Consider the following 19411-nt stretch of genomic DNA (forward strand, 5'->3'; position numbering starts at 1 on the left):
AAACTCAGCGCGGTTGAAAGCCGTTCCGATACGTCAAAGGCCCTGCCGTCTCTAGAGTGGATATGGTCTCACTGGTCGGCGCTATCGGCCTGCTGGTCCTCGTCACGGTCAACACCGCCATCGCGGCCGTCTCCACCCGGTTCTTCCGCCAACGGCTGGACACCGACTGGGGGTCGGTCGTCTACGTCGTGCTGCTCACACCGGTCGCGCTGCTGGCGACGACGCTCGCCATCTCCGGCGTGCTCAATCTCGGGGCGGACCTCGGCTCACAGAGCCTCGCGCTGCTGGTCGCCATCGCGCTCCCGCTGGTACTCGGCGTGAGCGTCGACTTCTTCTGGATGCCGGCACCGGACGAGATCGAGTTACCGGATACGATGCAGGAGTGATCACTCCGCGTCGAGAAGCCGCTCCAGTACGTCCTCCACGTCGTCGAGGACGCCCTCCGGCGACTGGGTGGCGTCGACACGGACGAACCGTTCGGGCTGCCACTCCATCAGCTGCTCGTAGTTCTGTCGCACCTCGGTGAGGTACTTCGACTGCTCGAACTTGTTCGTCGCGCCCGAGCGCTGCATGGCGGTGCGGGGGTCCACGTCGAGGTAGATAGTGACGTCCGGCGGGTGCGTGAAGGGCTGGTGGACGCCGCGGATGTACTCCATCGGGCGCTTGACCTCGCCCGCCAGCGTCGCGCCCTGGTAGGCGTACCGCGAGTCCGAGTAGCGGTCCGAGATGACGAGGTCGCCGTCGGCCAGCGCGGGGCGGACGACCCGCGAGAGGTGGTCGGCGTGATCGGCGATGAAGAGGAACAGTTCGGCCAGCGGGTCGGCGTCGTCGTCGGCGATGGCCCGGTCGACGGCCTCGCCGTACCAGGACTCGGTCGGCTCGCGGGTGAACGTCGCGTCGGGGTAGGTGTCGTGCAGCGCCTCCCAGACCGTCGTCTTGCCGCTGCCGTCGAGTCCCTCCAGCGTGACGAGCATGGCCGGACGTTCTCCGGGGTGCCGTATCTGTCTGTCGGAGTCGTCGCTGTCTGCGGCCGTCCGGTGGCTCCGGGACGTCGGTAACGACACCGTACCCGCGGAAACGGCGTATCTCATCCCGATTCTGATAGTTGTGAGATGGCGACTAGCTGCCGACGGACCCTTCACGACCGTGCGGGAGTTCGATGTCGTCGGACAGGTCCCCCGACTGCCGTTGGGCGAGCCTTTATCCTGATTCCTGACCAATATCCGACGTATGAAGGTAATCGTCGCGGGCGGAACCGGCTTCATCGGACGCCGACTGTGCACAGAGCTGGCCGACCGGGGACACGACGTGACCGCCCTCGCGCGGAGTCCCGACGACGCCGACCTCCCGAACACCGTCGAGACGGCGATGGGCGACGTGAGCGCCTACGAGTCCATCGAGTCCCACTTCGAGGGGCAGGACGTGGCGGTCAACCTCGTCGCGCTGTCGCCGCTGTTCAAGCCGAAGGGGAACCTCAGCCACGAGTCCGTGCACCTCCAGGGGACGGAGAACGTCGTTCGCGCCTGCGAGGAACACGGCGTCGGCAAGCTCGTCCAGATGTCGGCGCTGGGCGCGGACCCGAACGCCGCGACGGCGTACCTCCGCACGAAGGGGCAGGCCGAGGAGATCGTCCGGTCCTCGTCGCTGGAGTGGGTCGTCTTCCGGCCCTCCGTGGTGTTCGGCGACGGCGGCGAGTTCGTCTCCTTCACGAAGAAGCTGACGACGCCGTACATCACGGGCTTCCCCGGCGGTGGGAAGACGCCGTTCCAGCCCATCTGGATCGAGGAGTTCGTCCCGATGATGGCCGACGCCGTCGAGGACGACGAGCACGACGGCCACGCCTACGAGATCGGCGGCCCGGAGGTGCTCACGCTCGCGGACGTGGCGAAGCTGGCCTACGCTGCCGAGGGCAAGTCACTCACCATCGTCCCCATCCCGCTCTCGCTGGCGAAGATCGGCGCGACCATCGCCGGGGCGGCACCGTTCTTCCCGTTCGGCCCCGACCAGATCCGGTCCCTCAAGGAGGACAACCGGGTCGCCGAGAACGACATCACGGCCTTCGGCGTCGAACCCGACGAACTGACGACGCTCGCGTCGTATCTCGGCGTCGAGAACCCGGCGAAAGTCACCGCCTGACCGGAGAACCGACATGGTGGACGGAGTTTAAATAGACGGGGGTAATGTCACGGAATAATTGAGAATTACTGAACGGCCAATTCGGACGATAGCAGGCCCATCGGACGGTTATTTTTGCGAACATGACACACGCTGGAGAGTGGGACCATCCAAAGGCTTATATCCTTCATCCCTCTCTTGACAAACCAACGGAGCCCCCTTTCAAATGAAACTGGCGATGATTGGATTCGGTCAGGCCGGCGGGAAGATCGTCGACCGATTCGTCGACTACGACGAACGGACAGGGAGCGGCATCGTACGTGCCGCCATCGCTGTGAACACGGCCAAGGCCGACCTGATGGGTCTGGAGAACATTCCGAACGAGAACCGCGTCCTCATCGGCCAATCCCGGGTGAAGGGCCACGGTGTGGGCGCTGACAACGAGCTCGGCGCGGAGATCGCCGAGGAGGACATCGACGAGGTACAGGGTGCCATCGACTCGATCCCGACACACGAGATCGACGCCTTCCTCGTGGTGGCCGGGATGGGCGGTGGGACCGGCAGCGGTGGCGCACCCGTCCTCGCGAAGCACCTCAAGCGCATCTACACGATTCCGGTGTACGGACTGGGCGTCCTGCCCGGCTCGGACGAGGGTGGCATCTACACGCTGAACGCCGCGCGGTCGTTCCAGACGTTCGTCCGCGAGGTCGACAACCTGCTCGTCTTCGACAACGACTCCTGGCGGCAGGCCGGCGAGTCCGTCGAGGGCGGCTACGAGGAGATCAACGAGGAGATCGTCCGCCGCTTCGGCGTCCTGTTCGGGGCCGGCGAGGTCGGGCAGGGCGACGAGGTCGGCGAGTCCGTCGTCGACTCCTCGGAGATCATCAACACGCTCGCCGGGGGCGGCATCTCGACCGTCGGCTACGCGACCGAGGAGGTCGAGCTGTCCGACGACGGCGGTCTCCTCTCGCGGTTCACCGGCGGCGACGACGAACAGGTCGACACCGCACACACGACCAACCGCATCACGTCGCTCGTGCGCAAGGCCGCACTCGGCCGGCTCACGCTCCCCTGCGAGATAGAGGGCGCTGAGCGTGCCCTGCTCGTCATGGCGGGTCCCACGGAGCACCTCAACCGGAAAGGAATAGAGCGCGGGCGGAAGTGGCTCGAGGAGCAGACCGGTTCCATGGAGGTCCGCGGCGGTGACTACCCGCTGCGCGAGCCCCAGGTCGCGTCCTGTATCCTCCTGTCGGGCGTGAACAACGTCCCGCGGATCAAGGAGCTCCAGCAGGTCGCCATCGAGGCCCAGGACAACATCGAGGCCATCCGCGAGGAAAGCGAAGATAACTTACAGAGCCTAGTCGAAGATGACGAGGATGAGCTCGAGCCGCTTTTCTAGGTGGGCGATCCTCGCTGCGGTGGCCTTGCTGGCGTTCGCCGCGGCCGGCACAGCCGTGGCCGTGCAGGTCACCGAGGAGGACGTACCCGCAGAAGGACAGGTCGGAGAAGACTACACCGCGACGATGACCCTCGGGGAGCTGTACCAGAACCCCGACTACACGTCGTGGACGCTGCGTGGTGAGACCGAACTGGAGGACGTGACGTGGACGGTGACGACCACCGACACGGACACCGGGAACCAGATCGACAGCCAGTCGTTCGACGGGCAGTCGTTCAACTACTCGAACATCGACGCCGAGGCGAACGACGCCAACCAGGTCACCGTCGAGGTGACCGGCACGGTGCCCAGCATCGGGAACTTCACCTACGCCGACGAGGAGGAGTTCGTCGTCGCGTCGCTGACGCAGGTCCGCGAGGGCGGCACCTCGAACGAGATCGCGACGAAGCAGGCCCACCACTTCACCTCGGAGAGCCAGGCAGCACGGCAGGCCATCGGTGCGGCCGAGGAGGCAATCGGCACAGCCGAGGAGGCTGGCGCTGACACCTCGACCGCCGAGGACACGCTCGAGTCGGCGATCTCCGCCTACGAAGGTGAGAACTTCGGGAACGCACAGGACCTCGCCGAGCGCGCACAGGAGGAGGCCCAGAGCGCCCAGAACGCCACTGAGTCGACCGAGCAGCGCAACCAGCTGCTCCTGTACGCCGGCGTCGGCATCGTCGTCATCGCCCTCATCGGCGGCGGCGTCTACTGGTACCGCCAGCAGCAGGACGACTACAGCCGCCTCGGCTGAGCGGTTCGGAACGTTCTTTGCGATTCACCGGCGACGCCCAGCCATGCGTGTCGTCGTGCCGTTCGCGGCCGAGAACCCGAAGACCCGCCTCTCCGGCGTCCTCGACGCCGACGAGCGCGCCGCTTTCGCGCGGGCGATGCTCGCGGACGTGCTCGACGCGGTCCGGAACGCGGGCCGGACACCGACGGTCCTCGCGACAGCACCGGTCGACGTCGACGCCAGCGTCCGCGTCGACGACCGGTCGCTGACGACCGCCGTGAACGCCGTCCTCGACGAGGACGACGGGTCCGTGGCGGTCGTGATGGCCGACCTCCCGCTCGTGACATCCGCCGTGCTGGACCGACTGTTCGACGCCGACGGCGACGTCGTCATCGCCCCAGGGCGCGGTGCCGGGACAAACGCCCTCGTCGTCCGCGACGACGAGTTCCACACCGACTTCCACGGCGCGTCCTACCTCGACCACCGCGAGGCAGCCGCTGCCGTCGGGGCCGAGGTGACGGTGGTCGACTCCCACCGACTAGCCACCGACGTCGACGAGCGTGCCGACCTCGTCGAGGTGCTCGTCCACGGCGACGGCCGGGCCGCCACCTGGCTCGCGAACAACGGGGTTCGAATCGAGCGTGGAAACGGCCGCGTGAACGCCGTGCGAGTCGACGACTGAGTCCGAACGCGGCTTGATGTAGGGACGGTCCGTCTGTGTGAATGCGCGAGGCCTCTGCGCGCGAATCCACCACCACCACCACCACCTCCCTTCTGGCTTTCTCTGGATACGGGTAGCGCGCGATGTGGAGAACCCCTCCTGTTTCGAGACCGTCCCCTTCGGAGTCACACGCGACCCGGTTGTCCCGAAGCCATCGCCTCTTCGGACGAATCCGTCCCATGAAGACACCCTTTTGCCCGTCCACCACGCATCCCCGAGCATGATTCCGGGGGCCGACGAGTACGGTGTCTCGCTGTCGTTCGACGAGCGCGAGGTGGAGGCGGCGCTCTCGGTCACCCCGGAGGACGTGGAGCCGGCGTCGGAGCTCACCTTCGCCCGGAACGTGTTCCTGCCGCTGACGACCGCCTGCCGCTACACCTGCACGTACTGCACGTTCTTCGACCCGCCGGGCGAGGCGACGCTGATGGACGACGACGACGTGAACGAGACGCTCGACATGGGCATCGACGCGGGCTGTACGGAGGCGCTGTTCACCTTCGGCGACGACCCCGACGACCGCTACGACGAGATCCACGCCCAGCTCGACCGCTGGGGCTACGACGACATCCACGACTACCTCCGGGCGGTCTGCCGGCATACCCTCGACCGGGGCATCCTCCCGCACTCGAACCCCGGCGACCAGACGCGCGAGCAGATGGCGATGGTCGCGCCGTACAACGCCAGCATGGGCGTGATGCTGGAGACGACCGCCGACGTGGACGCCCACGCCGGTCGCCGGGTGAAATCACCCGGGCAGCGGCTCAACACCATCCGGAACGCCGGCGAGCTCCGGGTGCCGTTCACGACGGGCATCCTCGTGGGCATCGGCGAGGACTGGCGCGACCGAGCGGAGAGCCTGCTGGCGATCCGCGACCTGCACGAGCGCTACGGCCACGTCCAGGAGGTCATCGTCCAGAACGTCGTCTCGAACGAGCGCTCCCGGTTCGAGCACCCCGGCGTGGAGACGATGCGCCGGGTCGTCGCCATGGCCCGCTGGGTGCTCCCCGAGGAGGTGTCGGTGCAGGTGCCCCCGAACCTCTCGCCGACCCGCGAGCTGCTCGACTGCGGCGTCGACGACCTCGGCGGCGTCTCCCCCGTCACGGACGACTTCATCAACCCCGACTACGAGTGGCCCGCCCTTCGGGAACTGCGGGACATCGCCGACGAGGCCGGCGTCCCCCTCCGCGAACGCCTGCCAGTCTACGAACGCTACCTCCCGGCCGACCTTCGCTCCGACGACTTCGACGGGGAGCCCGCGCCGGGCGACGGCTGGCTCGACGACCCGGTGCTGGACGCCCTCACCGGGGACACCCCGGCGGGCCGACGCTACCGGCGCGTCCTCGACGGCGCGGCGGTCGAGCTATAGACCCCTCGTGAGCGCTCGATACGCCTCCTAGTGAGCTTCTTGCCGAATCCACCCGTGGCCACGAGTGGGATGGACGAGACCCACGACACCGACCACCCTGCCGAGACTCCGACGACCGACAGCCCGCCCGATCTCGCGATACTCCACGTGCTCGACGCCGGCCCCGCCATGCCCATCGCGGAGCTGACGAGCGCGGTCGACGCCGACCCGACGACCGTCGACCACCTCTGCCATCGCCTCCAGTGTGCAGGGTACGTACGGGCCCGAACCGACGGCTCCTACAGCATCACGGCACACGGGGAGCAGTACCTCCGGACGCTGCTCCGCCAGCGACGCATCCGACCCTGAGAACCAGCCCGCGATTCACTCCGCCGCCCTGACGACCCAGTGGCCCTCCCCCTGCCGTTCGATGACCGACGACTCGCGCATCCGAACCACGTAGCCCGTCGGGTTCGACTGGACCTCGTGGTCGGCACGGACGCTGCCGAGTTCGCCCAGCAGCTGCGCCGTGGGCGGCTTCTGTGCCGCGCCGCAGTCGTAGACGGTGAGGAGCCCGCGACCGCCGTCGCGCTCGTAGACGACGATGTGGGCGTGCTGCGGGAGCCGGTAGCGGTCCTCGCCGTCGGCGGGCGCGAGCGTGTTCATGACCGCGAGTAGAACGAGCTGGGACAAACAGTATGCGGTTCGGTCCGGGGCAGTCGCCGCGGTCCCGGTCAGTCGTCGGCCGCGAGCCCGTCGCCGCCGGCTCTCGCTCCCTCGTCCTCGCGGAGCAGCGGCGTCCCGTCGGCACACGGGCCGAGCTCCGGGCCGTACGGTGGCTCGCCGTCGACGACACGGCGCTGCTCGTAGTCCGTCGAACGCTCGACCGGGGTCCGGCCGATGGCCCGGATCATCTCCACGTACCGGTCGAACGAGCGGAACTCGCCGTACTCGCCGCCGGCGCGCTTCGTTATCTCCTCGGAGAGGATGGTACCCATGAAGTCGTCCGCGCCGCAGTTGAGCATCTTCAGCCCCTGCTCGTCGCCGTACTTCACCCACGAGGACTGCACGTGGTCGACGTTGTCGAGGTAGAGCCGGGAGACGGCGATTATCAGCTCGTCCTCGTCGTCGCTCGCGCCGCCGTCGACGACGCCGTGCTCGTAGAGCGGCGTGGACTGGTGGATGAAGGAGAGCGGGACGAACTCCGTGATCGCGCCGTCGACGCGCTCCTGCAGCTCTCGGACCTTGTCGAGGTGCAGCACCCGGTGGGCCTCGTTCTCGACGTGGCCGTACATGATGGTCGCGGTGAGCCCCAACCCGACGTTCGCGGCGGCCTCCATCGCCTCCAGCCAGTCGTCGGTCCGGATTTTCCCGGGGCAGATGACGTCCCGTACCTCGTCGACGAGGATCTCGGCGGCGGTACCCGGGACGGAGTCGAGGCCAGCGTCCTGCAGCTCGCCGTACACCTCCTCGTAGCTCCAGTCTGTGCCCCGGCGGGCGTGGTACGCCTCCTCCGGCGTCATCGAGTGCAGGTGGACGTCGCCGACGGACATCGCCGCCATCTGCTCGACGTAGGTTCCGGGGTCCGCCGTGTAGCGCTCGGGCGGCTTGTAGTTCGTCTCCTTCCAGTCCGACTCTCTGAGAATCTCGTGGTGCTCCTCGTTCAGCGCGAATCCCGGATGCAGGCCGGAGACGGAGGTGACCTCGTAGATACCGCGGTCGAGCATGGATTCGACGACCTCGCGGGACTCCTCGGGCGTCTTCGTGAACCCCGCGTGCTCCACGTCGCTGTCCGCCTCGAACGCGTGGGCGGTGTCCTTGAAGTTGCAGAACAGACAGCCGGTGTTGCAGGCCGTCGTGACGTTGTTGTTCAGGTTGGCGACGAACGTGACCTCGTCGCCGACGACCTCCGCGCGCCGTCGGTCGGCGGCCTCCAGCACCAGCTCCTTGCGGGACTGGTCGATGCCGTCGACGTCGGTGCCGGTGGTGATGAGTTCGATGCCGTCCGCGACGGCGAGTCGCTCCCCGTTCCGGGCCTTCGCCAGCGCGTTCTCGAAGGACTGGTCGGTCACGGGAACGTGCTCGTAGTCGAAGCCGTCCGTGGGCAGGTCCGCCGCGGCGTGCTCGGACGAGTCGGCCATTGTGTTGGAGTCGCGTTTGACTCCCAAAAGGGTAGTGGAACCGGCCGTTAGTCGTGTTCGTCTGGTCGAGACCCGACTGTCGTTAGCGCGTTTCGACCACCTCGAAAGCCCCTGGCCGCTCGACTCCCGCGACTCGCTGCGCTCCTCGTGCCTGCGGTGCTTGCTTCGTCGGGGTTCGTCGAGCGGCCAGCCCCTTTCAGTCCCACCCGACCGCAACCGCACCTCACACCTCCCCAACCTCTTGCGCTCCTCAGTCGCTAGCGCTCCCTCCGGTGCTCATCCCTCGCGCGGATAGCTCGCGGCCTCGCTCCGCTCGGCACGCTCGCCAGCCGCGCGCCACCCGGCTGGTTCGGGAGCAACGGCACCCGGTTCTGGCTCCATCGACCGCGTAGTGAAACCTTCTTTAGTGACGGCTTCGCCCGTTCGAGTATGAGCACTCGCCTGCGGAGGGAGCGTCCGTGACGAGCGTGAAGGAGTTCCGCATCGAGGAGCCGGCGACCGCCGACGAGCTGGGCCGTGGCGCGTTCGTCTTCACCGACGACTACTCCGTCTTCGACTGGGGGAAGATGCCCGACACCATCGCGAACAAGGGCGCGTCGCTCTGTTCGATGGGCGCGTTCAACTTCGAACTCCTGGAGGAGGCGGGCATCCCGACGCACTACCGCGGCGTCGTCCGCAACGGCGAGACCCTCCCGCTGCGAGAGGCCGACCAGCCGCCCTGGGAGATGGCCATCGACCTCACGCAGGTGCCGGAACTCCCACACGAGGGCCGGGACTACGACTACGAGGCGTTCCACGCCGAGGCCGGGTCGAACTACCTCGTCCCGCTCGAGATCGTCTTCCGGAACCGCGTCCCCGTCGGCTCCAGCCTGCGCGGCCGGACCGACCCGGTCATGCACGGCCTGGACTTCGACGAGTGGCCCGACGAGGCCGTCGACCTCGACGAACCCGTCGTCGAGTTCTCCACGAAGTTCGAGGAGTCCGACCGGTACCTGTCACGCTCGGAGGCCGACGCCATCGCGGGCGTCGCCAACATCGACGACCTCGAAGCCGTCGCCCGCGAGGTCAACCGCGTCGTCACCGAGCAGGCCGGATCCGGGAACATGACCCACGAGGACGGCAAGATAGAGTGCCTCTACTTCGACGGGGAGGTCCGCGTCGCCGACGTGGTCGGCACGTTCGACGAGAACCGCTTCAGCTACGAGGGCACCCAGATCAGCAAGGAGGTCATCCGGCAGTACCACAAGCGCACCCAGCCCGACTGGGTCGCGGCTGTCACCGCGGCGAAGGAGCGCGCGAAGGCCGAGAACGTCGCCGACTGGAAGTCGCTCTGTGAGGTCCAGCCGGAACCCCTCGACGACGACGTACTCACCGTCGCCAGCGACCTCTACACCGCCGGTGCGAACGCCTACACCGGCCTCGAACTGTTCGACGCGCCCCCGCTCGACTCGGCCATCGGGGCCGTCAGCCGGCTCTGAGTCGGCTCCCTGTTTCTGCACCCCGTCGCCGGTCGCACCTCACTCCAGCGGTTGCGCAAAGTCGACCTGCTTCGGCCGGAACCCTGTGTCCCGGTAGAAGCGCCGCGCGCCCTCGTTCTCCCACTCGCAGGAGACCTTCAGGTGGTCGCAACCCCGGTCGCGGGCCAGTGCTTTCACACGGTCGACGATGGCCGCGCCGTGACCGCGATTCCGGTACGTCTCGTCGATAGCGAGGTTCACGATGCGGAGGTACTGCGAGTATCGTCGAGCCGGGTGGGTGCCCTCGCGGAGGGTGACGAAGCCGATGGTCTCGCCCCCGTGGACGATGAGATAGTCGGTGATCTCCTCGTCGTCGAGGTGGGCCCGGAAGCCGTCCGCGGGCACCTCGTCCACGTCCGTGTAGACGAGTTCGTTCAGTTCGTCGTGGGCCTCCATCGCCTCCGCCAGGGCGTACCAGCGGTCGACGAGCGCGTCGAGGTCGTCGGCGGTGGCTTCGACGAGTTCCATAGGACGACTACCCCGCCATCGCTCGTAAACGTCCGGACGGCGTGCTAGATGTTCACAGGCCCGGGGGCGCACTCGAAACACGCTTGCCCCCGGACCGCCCTAGAGACCGACAGTGACAGAGGAGCACTCCGAAGCCCGGAACGTCGACCACACCATCGACGTCGACGAGTTCTACGACGCACTCGACGCGCAGGGCCGACCGGTCATCACGGCCGCCCAGCTCGCGCGCCGGCTCGACACCACGCAGGCAGCCGCCACGGACGCGCTCGAAGCCCTCGAATCGCAGGGCGCGGTCGAGCGGACCGACGCCGGCGTCGAGCCGACCATCTGGTACCCGAGCGACTGGGGCGCGATGCTCGAACGGGAGCGGGTCGTCTTCTTCCCGGAGCGCCGGCAGTTCGTCGTCGACCAGCCAAAGCAGTTCACGCGGGCGCAGTGCTCGCAGTTCGCCCACCTCGTCGACACGACGCGGTCGGGCGGCTACCTCTACGAGGTGCGCCAGCAGGACATCTGGCAGGCACCCTACGAGTCGTTCGAGAAGCTCCAGCGGACGATGCGGCAGGTGCTCCCCGAGCGCGCGCCGGAGTTCGAGGCGTGGGTCGAGGACCAGTGGAAGCGCGCGAACCAGTTCGTCCTCCGCACGCACGAGGACGGCTACGTGGTGCTCGAGGCCGCCAACGAGAGCCTCATGGGCAACGTCGCGCTGGAGAAGCTGCCCGAGGACTGCATCCGTGCCCCCATCGACGACGTGACGGCGTGGGTCGCCGAGGAGAAACTCGCCGAGGTGAAACGCCGGCTGTACGAGGCGGGCTACCCGGTGCAGGACGAGCGGGACCTCGAAGGTGGCGACGAGCTGCCGATGGAGCTCGGGCTCGTCCTGCGCGACTACCAGCAGTCGTGGGTCGACCGGTTCATCGAGGCGAAGTCGGGGGTGATGGTCGGCCCGCCGGGCAGCGGGAAGACCGTCGCGGCGATGGGCGTCATGGCCGAGATCGAGGGCGAGACGCTCATCCTCGTCCCCTCGCGCGAGCTCGCGGGGCAGTGGCACGACGAGATCCTGACCCACACGTCGCTCACGCCCGAGCAGGTCGGCGAGTACCACGGCGGCACCAAGGACATCCGGCCGGTCACGGTCGCCACGTACCAGATCGCGGGGATGGACCGCCACCGCGGGCTGTTCGACTCGCGCGAGTGGGGCCTCGTCGTCTACGACGAGTGCCAGCACATCCCCTCGGACGTGCGCCGACGCACCGCGGACCTGCAGTCCAAGCACCGGCTGGGGCTCACCGCGACGCCGGTCCGGGAGGACGACCGCGAGGAGGACATCTTCACGCTCATCGGACCGCCCATCGGCACCGACTGGGACGCGCTGTTCGAGGCCGGCTACGTGCAGGAGCCCGAGGTCCACATCCGCTACGTCCCGTGGGCCGACGACGAGGCACGGAGCGAGCACGCCAGCGCCGACCCCGGCCACCACCGTCGGCAGCTCGCCGCGATGAACCCCGCGAAGGTCACCGAGACGCAGCACCTGCTCGCCGAGCACCCCGAGAAGAAGGCGCTCGTGTTCGTCGAGTACCTCGACCACGGCGAGCAGCTCGCCGAGGCGCTCGACGCGCCGTTCATCTCCGGCGAGACGCCCCACGCGCGCCGCCGGGAGCTGTTCGCCGAGTTCCGCCGCGGCGACCGCCGCACGCTCGTCGTCTCCCGTGTCGGCGACGAGGGCATCGACCTGCCCGACGCCGAACTCGCCGTCATCGCCTCCGGGCTCGGCGGGTCGCGACGGCAGGGCGCACAGCGTGCCGGCCGGACGATGCGCCCCGAGGGCACCGCGCTCGTCTACGTGCTCGCGACCCGAGGGACCCGGGAGGAGGGCTTCGCGAAGCGGCAGGTGCGCCACCTCGCCTCGAAGGGCATCGGTGTACGCGACGGCCCGGCCGAGGCGGTGGAGTGATGGACGAGCGCGGTGGCGACCGAAGAATTGCCGTCGTCGGGAGTGTTGACCCCCTCGGCGTGCGAAGGGGGAGCATGGTCGACCCGACATCGGACATCGGCGACGTGGACCCCGAGGACGCCCCGGCCTGTGCCGTCTGCGGCGCGGCCGTCACCGGCGACGACCACCGGGTGCGCTCGTGGGTCGAGGACAGCAACGTCGAGCATCGCCACTTCTGTGACGACGACTGTCTCGAAGAATGGGACGGCTAATCAGTCGTCCGCGGACTCCTCACCAGCCGACCCGGCGACGATCTCGCCGAGTCCGTCGACGGGCCGGTCGGGGTTCGCGTCGCGCGCCTCTCTGGAGAGCCCGAGCTGGTAGCGCTCGCTCTCCTCTCTGAGCCGCGTCCGACCGCGGTGGACGGAGACGTCGCCGTTGAGGTGCAGCCGCACCGCCTCCAGCAGCGCGTCCGCCTCCAGGGGCTGCCCGCGCTCCTTCATCGTCGCGATGTCGGCGTCGTCGGGCACGTCGAACGCCCGCTGGGTGATGATGGGTCCCTGGTCGAGGTCCGTCGTCACGTAGTGGGCCGTCACACCGGCGATGCGGACGCCCTCCTCCAGCGCCTGCCGGTAGGCCTTCGCGCCGGGGAAGGAAGGCAGCAGGCTCGGATGGATGTTGATGATGCGGTCCTCGAAGCGGAACACGACGTCGGGGCTGAGGATCCGCATGTACCGCGCGAGGACGATGAGGTCGGCGTCGTACTCGCCGAGCAGTTCGAGTATCTCGCCCTCGTCTGGCGTGCCCTTCTCGTCGCCCACGTCGTGGAACGGCACCTCGTACTTCCGTGCGAGCGGTTCGAGGTCGTCGTGGTTCGCGATGACCACCGAGATGTCCGCGCCCAGGTCGCCGCTGGCCCAGGCCTGGAACAGGCGTTCGAGGCAGTGGCTCTCCTTGGTGGCGAGGACGGCGATCTGCTGGGTCTCGCGGTCGGCGGGGAACCGAACCTGGACGTCGACGCCCAGCTCGTCGCCGAGGTCGTGCAGGTCGTCACGCAGCGTCTCCGCCTTGCACACCATCTCCGAGGTGTCCGCGTGCAGGGTCATCCGGAAGATGTCGTCCCGGACGGCCTGGTCCAGGTCCTCGACGTTGATGCCGCGCTCGAACAGGAGGCTGGTGACGCGTGCGATGAGTCCGGTCTTGTCTCCTCCGACCACCGTGATTTCGGTAAGCTCTGTCGTCATCGGTACCACCTCCGGTCACTGGTCGTCGGAGACATCACTCTCCGCTCAGGCCGTCGGCGTGCAAAAGCGTTCGCATCCGCGCAATGGGTCGTGTTAGAACGCGTCGTGGCGGAGCTCGGCCGGGACGAAGGCGAGTCGAGAGTGCCGGTCGTCGATGCGGCTGCGGGGTTTACGATATTTGTAAACTTTCGGGGTCAGCCGACGATGGCGACCGGCACCGGCATGAAGCAGAGCAGGCCGAGCACGAACGTCAACACGCCGAGCGCCATCCGGCCGCGGCCGAGCTTCTCCGCGTCGCTGACCGGTGTCGCGGAACCCGCGGCGGCGATGAACGCGGCGAAGCCGCCCCAGAAGACCCAGATGAACACCGAGTCCCACGCGATGTGCTCGATGAAATGCAGGTACCCCGCGAGCGAGAACAGCCCGATGGGGACGAGCGTCGCCACGGTGTCGTGGGCATCACCGAACATCGCCCGCATGATGTGCCCGCCGTCGAGCTGACCGACGGGGATGAGGTTCAGCAGGGTGATGAACGCGCCGGCCCACGCGCCGATGACGACCGGGTGAGCGTTCACGGTCGGGTCCGCGTACGAGAGCTTCTGTCCCGTCAGGAGGGCGATTCCCTCGATGAGCGGCGGGAAGCTCAGGCGGATGGTGACGGCGTCGGGGCTGGCAGCGAAGCTCTCCGGTGCGACGACCGGGGGCAGGTACAGCCCGACGACGGTGACGAGAACCGTCGCGACCAGTCCCGCCAGCGGACCCGCCGCGCCGATGTCGAACAGCGCCTTCCGGTCGGGCATGCGGCCGCGCATCCGGATTACCGCGCCCATCGTCCCGATGAGCGTCGGGAACGGCAGGAAGTACGGCAGCGAGGCGTCCACGTCGTGGTACCGGCTCATCACGTAGTGGCCGAGCTCGTGCGTGCCGAGGACGAACAGGACGGCGGCGGAAAAGGGCCACGCCGTCAGCACCGCCTCGACCGGGTGTGCGACGGGGTCGACGTAGAACCACCGGGCACCCACGTACAGCGTCGAGACGACCGTCGCGAGGAACAGCAGGACGTTCGTCCACGGAATCCCGTCGGGGCCGTGGCTCGTCGGTTCGGCGACGATGACGTACCGGCCTGCAGAGGTCGTCAGCTCCGCATCGTAGCCGGCCTCGTGGAACGCACCCCAGACGTTCCGCATGGTCATCTCCGGGGTTCGAAGCGGCGTGCCGTAGTAATAGATCGTCTCACCGTCTCGTCGCACGTCCTCGACGTAGAACTCGTCGGCGAGGGCGGAGGGTGGGGGACCTGCCTCCGGAACGGACTGTGACGGCGGCTCATCGGCGGCCATGTGCGAGTGGGTTAGTCGTCACGTCGTAAAAAGCCACGGCGGCACGATGGGTCGCACGTGGCGGGTGAGGCGTCGGGGACCAGTGGGCCGACGCGTCGGGGCCCCGTGTGAATCCCAGCGTGGGATTCGGATGGTGGTGGGTTCGGGGTGGTGGAGCGGTGTAGTCGAGCGGTGTGGTGGTTGGTCGCTGGTGTGGTAGTGGGTCGCTGGTGTGGTAGTGGGTCGCTGGTGTGGGATGCCAGGGTGGGGGACCGTTCCAGGGCCTAGACGGGCTCGACCCGCCAGGTCGTCGCGCTCGTGTACGACCACTTCTCGATCTCGAGGTCGGTGGCCGAGTCCTTGAGCTTGACCATGAGGGCACCGATCTCCTTCGGGGAGAGGCCGACGTCGTCCGCGATGAACTTCGACTTGAAGTACATCTCGCCGTCGGTCGCCTTCTCCCGCAGGTACTCCTGCAGGTGCGTCTCCTTGTTGGCGGGCGTACTGTCAGCGGAGGGGTTCTGTGTAGCGCTCATGTTGCGTTCGCCTCATCCACCCCAAGCCACTGGGATAGGTTATAAAGGGCAGTTGCTTCGGGCTGTTTTGATATATTTCGAGTAAAATCGGGGTAAGCGGACGTTTCACGCGAGTTCTTGGACCAGAAATAGAGCCACCAGAGGACGTTAGAACTTTTAAAACCGCCACTAACCCTTTGAATCTGGTTGTCGTCTGACGCGCGTCAGAAAACAGCTTTCCACGCCTGACCCGTGAAAATAACCGTCGAGACGTGTCAGGCGCGTTCATTCACCGCCCGGTTCTCGCTCGTGGACCCAGAACTCGCCGTCGGTCGTCGACTCCTTCTTGAAGATGGGAACCTCGTCCTTCAGGCGGTCGATTCCGTCCGAGACTGTCGCGAACGCCTCCGGTCGATGGCCGGCGAGGACGACGACGAACACGATGTCCTCGCCCGCGGCGACGACACCCGTCCGGTGGTGCATGACGACCTCGTGGACGCCCTCGCGCTCCTCGAGTTCGGCCTCGATGGTCCGCATGCGCTCCTCGGCGACGCTCTCGTACGTCTCGAACTCCAGGTGAGTCGTGCGCTCGTCGTCCGGGTCGTCCCGCGACCTGACCCGGCCCGTGAACGTGGCGACCGCCCCCGACAGCTCCGCTCCGGGAGCCCGCTTCGCGCGCTCCACCAGCGATTCGAGCGTCTCGCGGGGGAGCCGGTCGTGGAGTGCAGTGACCGTCGCATCGACGTCCACGGCGCTCGCGGTCTCTCCCCTCGCCAACGCGTCGCCCCCGTAGTCCACCCCGCCGAGGACGACTCCGGGCACCGTCGCCTCGCGCACGTCGTCGAGGATGCAGTAGTCGTGCGTCGGCGCGAGGTCGTCGACGACCTCGCCGGGCGTGCGGTCGGTGCCGGCGGCGACCCAGCCGTCGGCACCGACCGAGACGCCGGTTCGGACCCGGTCGTCCGCGTGTCTGGACAGCCCGCCGGAGTCGAGGACCGGGTCGTCGTCGCCGGTCACGACCGCGACCGGACCGTCGGCCGCGAACGCGTCGACGAACTGGTCGACGAGGTCGGCTCGTCCCGCGTCGTCGGGTCCGACCACTGCGAGTACGTGCATACCGGACTGGTCAGTCGGGAGTCGCTTGTAGGTGTCGCCGACGGGTACTTGGCAATCCTTAAGAGACGCAGTCGGCTACTGGCCGGTAGCATGAAGGTAGTCGTCTCCGTCGGCGGCAGCGTCCTCGCGCCGGAACTCGACCCCGACCGGGTCACCGCGTACGCGGACGTTGTCAACGAACTCGTCGCGGACGGATGCCAGGTCGCCGCCGTCGTCGGCGGCGGTGGCGTCGCACGTGACTACATCAGCACCGCCCGAGACCTCGGGGCCAACGAGATCGAACTTGACCAGATCGGCATCGACGTCACCCGCCTGAACGCCCGTCTGCTCATCTCCGCGCTCGGCGAGAACGTCGTCACCGCGCCCGCGAAGAACTACGAAGCTGCCGGTGAAGTGATGCGCAACGGCGACGTCGTCGTCATGGGCGGTGTCGCCCCCGCACAGACCACCGACGCGGTGAGTGCCGCGCTCGCGGAGTACGTCGGCGCGGACCTGCTCGTGTACGCGACCTCCGTCCCCGGTGTCTTCTCCGCCGACCCCGCCGAGGACGACGACGCCGAACGCTACGAGGAGCTGACGGCGAGCGAACTCGTCGACGTGATCGCCGGTCTGGAGATGAACGCCGGCCTCTCCGCCCCGGTCGACCTCCTCGCCGCGAAGGTCATCCAGCGCTCCGGGATGCGGACCATCGTCCTCGACGGCAACGACCCCGAGCGCGTCCTCACCGCGGTCCGCTACGGCGAACACGACGGCACCGACATCATCCCCGAGGGGACCGGCAACGAGCTCACCTACTGGGCCGAGTAGCCCCGCTGCTTCTGCTTGACAACCCTTAAGCACGCCAATCGGGTAGCCACAGTCATGCAATCGACACGCGCTGTGAGGACAGACGCCGGGGTGAGCGCCCGGTGAGCGTCGACGAGGCGACCAGTCCGTACACCCTCCAGGCGGACGACGACGAGCGACGACACGTCTTCTGGGCCGACCAGATCGCCGACGCCATCGAAGCCAGAGAGCCCGACGAGCCGATCGTCATCAAGGGCGGCATCTCGCCCTCCGGGGTCCCGCACTTCGGCAACATGAACGAGGTGATGCGGGGGTTCTTCGTCGCTGCGGTGCTCCGCGAGCGCGGCCACGAGGTCCGGCAGGTGTTCACCGCCGACGACCGCGACCCGCTCCGGAAGCTCCCCCGGAAGCTGGCGAACCTGGACGGCGAGCTCGTCGACCTCGGCGACGTGAACGCCGGCGCGCTCGGGCGGAACCTGGGCAAGCCCTACACCGACATCCCCGACCCGTTCGACTGCTGTGACTCCTACGGCGCGCACTTCTCCGCGCTCATCCAGTCCAGCGCCGACGCCCTCGGCGTCCCCATCGAACTCGTCTCGAACACCGAGCTGTACGAGGACGGCTCGTTCGAGGACGTGACCCGCTTCCTGCTGGAGAACCGCGAGACGGCCCGGACCGTCCTCGCGAAGTACCAGGACAAGGTCGACGCCGACTACGTCCCGTTCAACCCCATCTGCGGCGAGTGCGGCAAGGTCACCGAGACCATCACCGACGTCCGCCCCGACGACGGCGAGGTGGACTACGTCTGCACCGACATGGAGGCCGGCGACAACGTCGTCTCCGGCTGCGGCCACGAGGGCACCGCCACCCTGCGCGAGGGCAAGCTCCCCTGGCGCTTCGAGTGGCCCGCGCAGTGGCGCGTCCTCGGCGTCGACTTCGAGCCCTTCGGGAAGGACCACGCCGAGGGCTCCTGGCCGTCCGGCGACGACATCGCCCGGAACGTCCTCGGGGACACCCCGCCGGTCCCGATGGTGTACGAGTGGTTCACCCTCGACGGGAAGTCGTTCTCCTCCTCCGAGGGCCACGTCGTCCTCGTCGAGGACGTGCTCGAACTCCTCGAACCCGAGGTCGTCCGGTTCTTCTTCGCGAAGAACCCGAAGAAGGCGCGGGACTTCTCCATCGAGCGCCTCGACCAGCTCGTCGACGAGTTCGACCGCTTCGAGAGGCTCTACTTCGGCGAGGTCGAGGGCACCGAGGACGAGACCGCCCGGGCCGAGCGCGTCTACCCCTTCGTCGTCGAGGCGGTCGACCCGGACCGGATCCGGCTCCCGTTCACGTTCGCCGCCGTCCTCGGGATGTTCGACGACCCGGACCTCCGCGAGCAGGTCGCCCGCAAGGAGGGCCACATCCCCGAGGACGCCGACGAGGAGACCGTCGAGGCCGCCCTCGCCCGCGTCGAGCGCGCCCGGAACTGGGCGCGGCGCACGGACAACGAGTTCAACTACGAGCTCAAGCGGGCCGAGCTGCCCGACGTCGACCTCGAACCCGCGACCGAGGACGCGCTGGACGAACTCGCAGACTTCGTCGCCGAGGGCCACGACGGCGACGCCATCCAGGGCGAGATCTACGAGACGGCCAAGCGCAACGACATGGACATCGGCGGCCTGTTCACCGCCGGCTACCGCCTCTTCTTCGACGAGGAGCAGGGGCCACAGCTCGGCACATTCCTCGGGAAGCTCGACCGCGACTTCGTCGTCGCGCGACTGCGGCGGGAACGCTGAGCCCAGACGTAAGCTGTCACACAATGACAAAGAACCGGTCGGTCTCCTGGCTCGATGTCGTAAACGGCCTCGGCTTCGCACTCGTCGGGGTGCTCGTCGCCGTGACGTTCGCCATGTACGCACCACTGCTGCTCGGGCTCGGCACGCTCGGCCTCCCGTTGGCGCTCCTCCTCGGCGGGGCGACGGCAGTTGGTCTCTACATGGCCCTCGACAGGTTCTGAACGGGCCGAGTTCGACCCACGGAA

Annotated in this window: 21 protein-coding genes; 13 read left to right on the plus strand and 8 right to left on the minus strand. The window is 67.9% G+C overall.

Annotated features, from left to right (window positions below; all coding sequences use genetic code 11):
- The first annotated feature begins 62 nt into the window (after nt 1-62).
- Nucleotides 63-386: a DUF7991 family protein gene (locus NOW55_RS13785; protein WP_256400692.1), complete on the plus strand. Its 324-nt coding sequence runs from the start codon at nt 63-65 to the stop codon at nt 384-386.
- Here NOW55_RS13785 and tmk read toward each other — a convergent pair whose 3' ends face one another.
- Nucleotides 387-974 (minus strand): dTMP kinase, encoded by a 588-nt coding sequence (gene tmk, locus NOW55_RS13790; RefSeq protein ID WP_256400693.1) that lies wholly within the window; start codon nt 972-974, stop codon nt 387-389.
- A 256-nt stretch (nt 975-1230) separates the two neighbouring features.
- On the opposite strand from tmk, the gene NOW55_RS13795 reads away from it, so the two are divergent.
- The 6 genes from NOW55_RS13795 (at nt 1231) to NOW55_RS13820 (ending at nt 6721) form a co-directional block, all read left to right on the plus strand.
- On the plus strand, nt 1231-2136 hold the full coding sequence (locus NOW55_RS13795; RefSeq protein ID WP_256400694.1) for a complex I NDUFA9 subunit family protein: 906 nt from the start codon (nt 1231-1233) through the stop codon (nt 2134-2136).
- 205 nt (nt 2137-2341) lie between these two features.
- The gene (locus NOW55_RS13800) at nt 2342-3514 is read left to right on the plus strand and encodes a tubulin/FtsZ family protein (RefSeq protein WP_256400695.1); all 1173 of its coding nucleotides are present in this window, start codon (nt 2342-2344) and stop codon (nt 3512-3514) included.
- Nucleotides 3492-4307 carry a DUF4398 domain-containing protein gene (locus tag NOW55_RS13805; protein ID WP_256400696.1) on the plus strand — a complete coding sequence of 272 codons (816 nt, stop codon included), beginning with the start codon at nt 3492-3494 and terminating at the stop codon, nt 4305-4307. The genes NOW55_RS13800 and NOW55_RS13805 overlap by 23 nt, the downstream gene beginning before the upstream one ends.
- 43 nt (nt 4308-4350) lie before the next feature.
- Nucleotides 4351-4968: a 2-phospho-L-lactate guanylyltransferase gene (gene cofC, locus NOW55_RS13810; RefSeq protein WP_256400697.1), complete on the plus strand. Its 618-nt coding sequence runs from the start codon at nt 4351-4353 to the stop codon at nt 4966-4968.
- A gap of 259 nt (nt 4969-5227) precedes the next feature.
- On the plus strand, nt 5228-6373 hold the full coding sequence (gene cofG, locus NOW55_RS13815) for a 7,8-didemethyl-8-hydroxy-5-deazariboflavin synthase subunit CofG (RefSeq protein WP_256400698.1): 1146 nt from the start codon (nt 5228-5230) through the stop codon (nt 6371-6373).
- 69 nt (nt 6374-6442) lie between these two features.
- The gene (locus NOW55_RS13820) at nt 6443-6721 is read left to right on the plus strand and encodes a winged helix DNA-binding protein (protein ID WP_256400699.1); all 279 of its coding nucleotides are present in this window, start codon (nt 6443-6445) and stop codon (nt 6719-6721) included.
- 15 nt (nt 6722-6736) lie between these two features.
- Here the strand turns inward: NOW55_RS13820 and NOW55_RS13825 are convergent, their stop codons facing one another.
- Nucleotides 6737-7018 (minus strand): hypothetical protein, encoded by a 282-nt coding sequence (locus NOW55_RS13825; protein ID WP_256400700.1) that lies wholly within the window; start codon nt 7016-7018, stop codon nt 6737-6739.
- A 68-nt stretch (nt 7019-7086) separates the two neighbouring features.
- Nucleotides 7087-8493 (minus strand): 7,8-didemethyl-8-hydroxy-5-deazariboflavin synthase subunit CofH, encoded by a 1407-nt coding sequence (gene cofH / locus NOW55_RS13830; protein ID WP_256400701.1) that lies wholly within the window; start codon nt 8491-8493, stop codon nt 7087-7089.
- A gap of 458 nt (nt 8494-8951) precedes the next feature.
- Between cofH and NOW55_RS13835 the strand changes: the two genes are divergently transcribed.
- Nucleotides 8952-9971, plus strand: coding sequence for a phosphoribosylaminoimidazolesuccinocarboxamide synthase (locus tag NOW55_RS13835; protein WP_256400702.1), 1020 nt, complete (start codon nt 8952-8954; stop codon nt 9969-9971).
- 39 nt (nt 9972-10010) lie between these two features.
- On the opposite strand, the gene NOW55_RS13840 is transcribed toward NOW55_RS13835, so the two are convergent.
- Nucleotides 10011-10478 carry a GNAT family N-acetyltransferase gene (locus NOW55_RS13840; protein WP_256400704.1) on the minus strand — a complete coding sequence of 156 codons (468 nt, stop codon included), beginning with the start codon at nt 10476-10478 and terminating at the stop codon, nt 10011-10013.
- Nucleotides 10479-10590: 112 nt separating this feature from the next.
- Between NOW55_RS13840 and NOW55_RS13845 the strand changes: the two genes are divergently transcribed.
- Both NOW55_RS13845 and NOW55_RS13850 read left to right on the plus strand, forming a co-directional pair.
- Nucleotides 10591-12429, plus strand: coding sequence for a DEAD/DEAH box helicase (locus NOW55_RS13845; RefSeq protein WP_256400706.1), 1839 nt, complete (start codon nt 10591-10593; stop codon nt 12427-12429).
- A 74-nt stretch (nt 12430-12503) separates the two neighbouring features.
- Entirely contained in the window at nt 12504-12680 is a 177-nt protein-coding gene (locus tag NOW55_RS13850; protein ID WP_256400707.1) for a DUF7576 family protein, read from the plus strand.
- Here the strand turns inward: NOW55_RS13850 and NOW55_RS13855 are convergent, their stop codons facing one another.
- The 4 genes from NOW55_RS13855 to NOW55_RS13870 form a co-directional block, all read right to left on the minus strand.
- Nucleotides 12681-13652 (minus strand): formyltetrahydrofolate deformylase, encoded by a 972-nt coding sequence (locus NOW55_RS13855; RefSeq protein ID WP_256400708.1) that lies wholly within the window; start codon nt 13650-13652, stop codon nt 12681-12683.
- Nucleotides 13653-13846: 194 nt separating this feature from the next.
- The gene (locus NOW55_RS13860; RefSeq protein ID WP_256400709.1) at nt 13847-14989 is read right to left on the minus strand and encodes a site-2 protease family protein; all 1143 of its coding nucleotides are present in this window, start codon (nt 14987-14989) and stop codon (nt 13847-13849) included.
- Between the two features lie 263 nt (nt 14990-15252).
- The gene (locus NOW55_RS13865) at nt 15253-15504 is read right to left on the minus strand and encodes a DUF7123 family protein (RefSeq protein ID WP_256400710.1); all 252 of its coding nucleotides are present in this window, start codon (nt 15502-15504) and stop codon (nt 15253-15255) included.
- A 264-nt stretch (nt 15505-15768) separates the two neighbouring features.
- Nucleotides 15769-16599 carry a molybdopterin synthase gene (locus NOW55_RS13870; protein WP_256400711.1) on the minus strand — a complete coding sequence of 277 codons (831 nt, stop codon included), beginning with the start codon at nt 16597-16599 and terminating at the stop codon, nt 15769-15771.
- Between the two features lie 90 nt (nt 16600-16689).
- Here NOW55_RS13870 and pyrH point away from each other — a divergent pair, with 90 nt between their 5' ends.
- From pyrH to NOW55_RS13885, 3 genes are all read left to right on the plus strand, one after another.
- Nucleotides 16690-17406 (plus strand): UMP kinase, encoded by a 717-nt coding sequence (gene pyrH / locus NOW55_RS13875; RefSeq protein WP_256400712.1) that lies wholly within the window; start codon nt 16690-16692, stop codon nt 17404-17406.
- Nucleotides 17407-17507: 101 nt separating this feature from the next.
- Nucleotides 17508-19166, plus strand: coding sequence for a lysine--tRNA ligase (gene lysS, locus NOW55_RS13880; RefSeq protein ID WP_256400713.1), 1659 nt, complete (start codon nt 17508-17510; stop codon nt 19164-19166).
- A gap of 23 nt (nt 19167-19189) precedes the next feature.
- Nucleotides 19190-19387: a hypothetical protein gene (locus NOW55_RS13885; RefSeq protein WP_256400714.1), complete on the plus strand. Its 198-nt coding sequence runs from the start codon at nt 19190-19192 to the stop codon at nt 19385-19387.
- Nucleotides 19388-19411: the final 24 nt, after the last annotated feature.

This window comes from Haloarchaeobius litoreus, assembly GCF_024495425.1.
GTDB lineage: Archaea > Halobacteriota > Halobacteria > Halobacteriales > Natrialbaceae > Haloarchaeobius > Haloarchaeobius litoreus.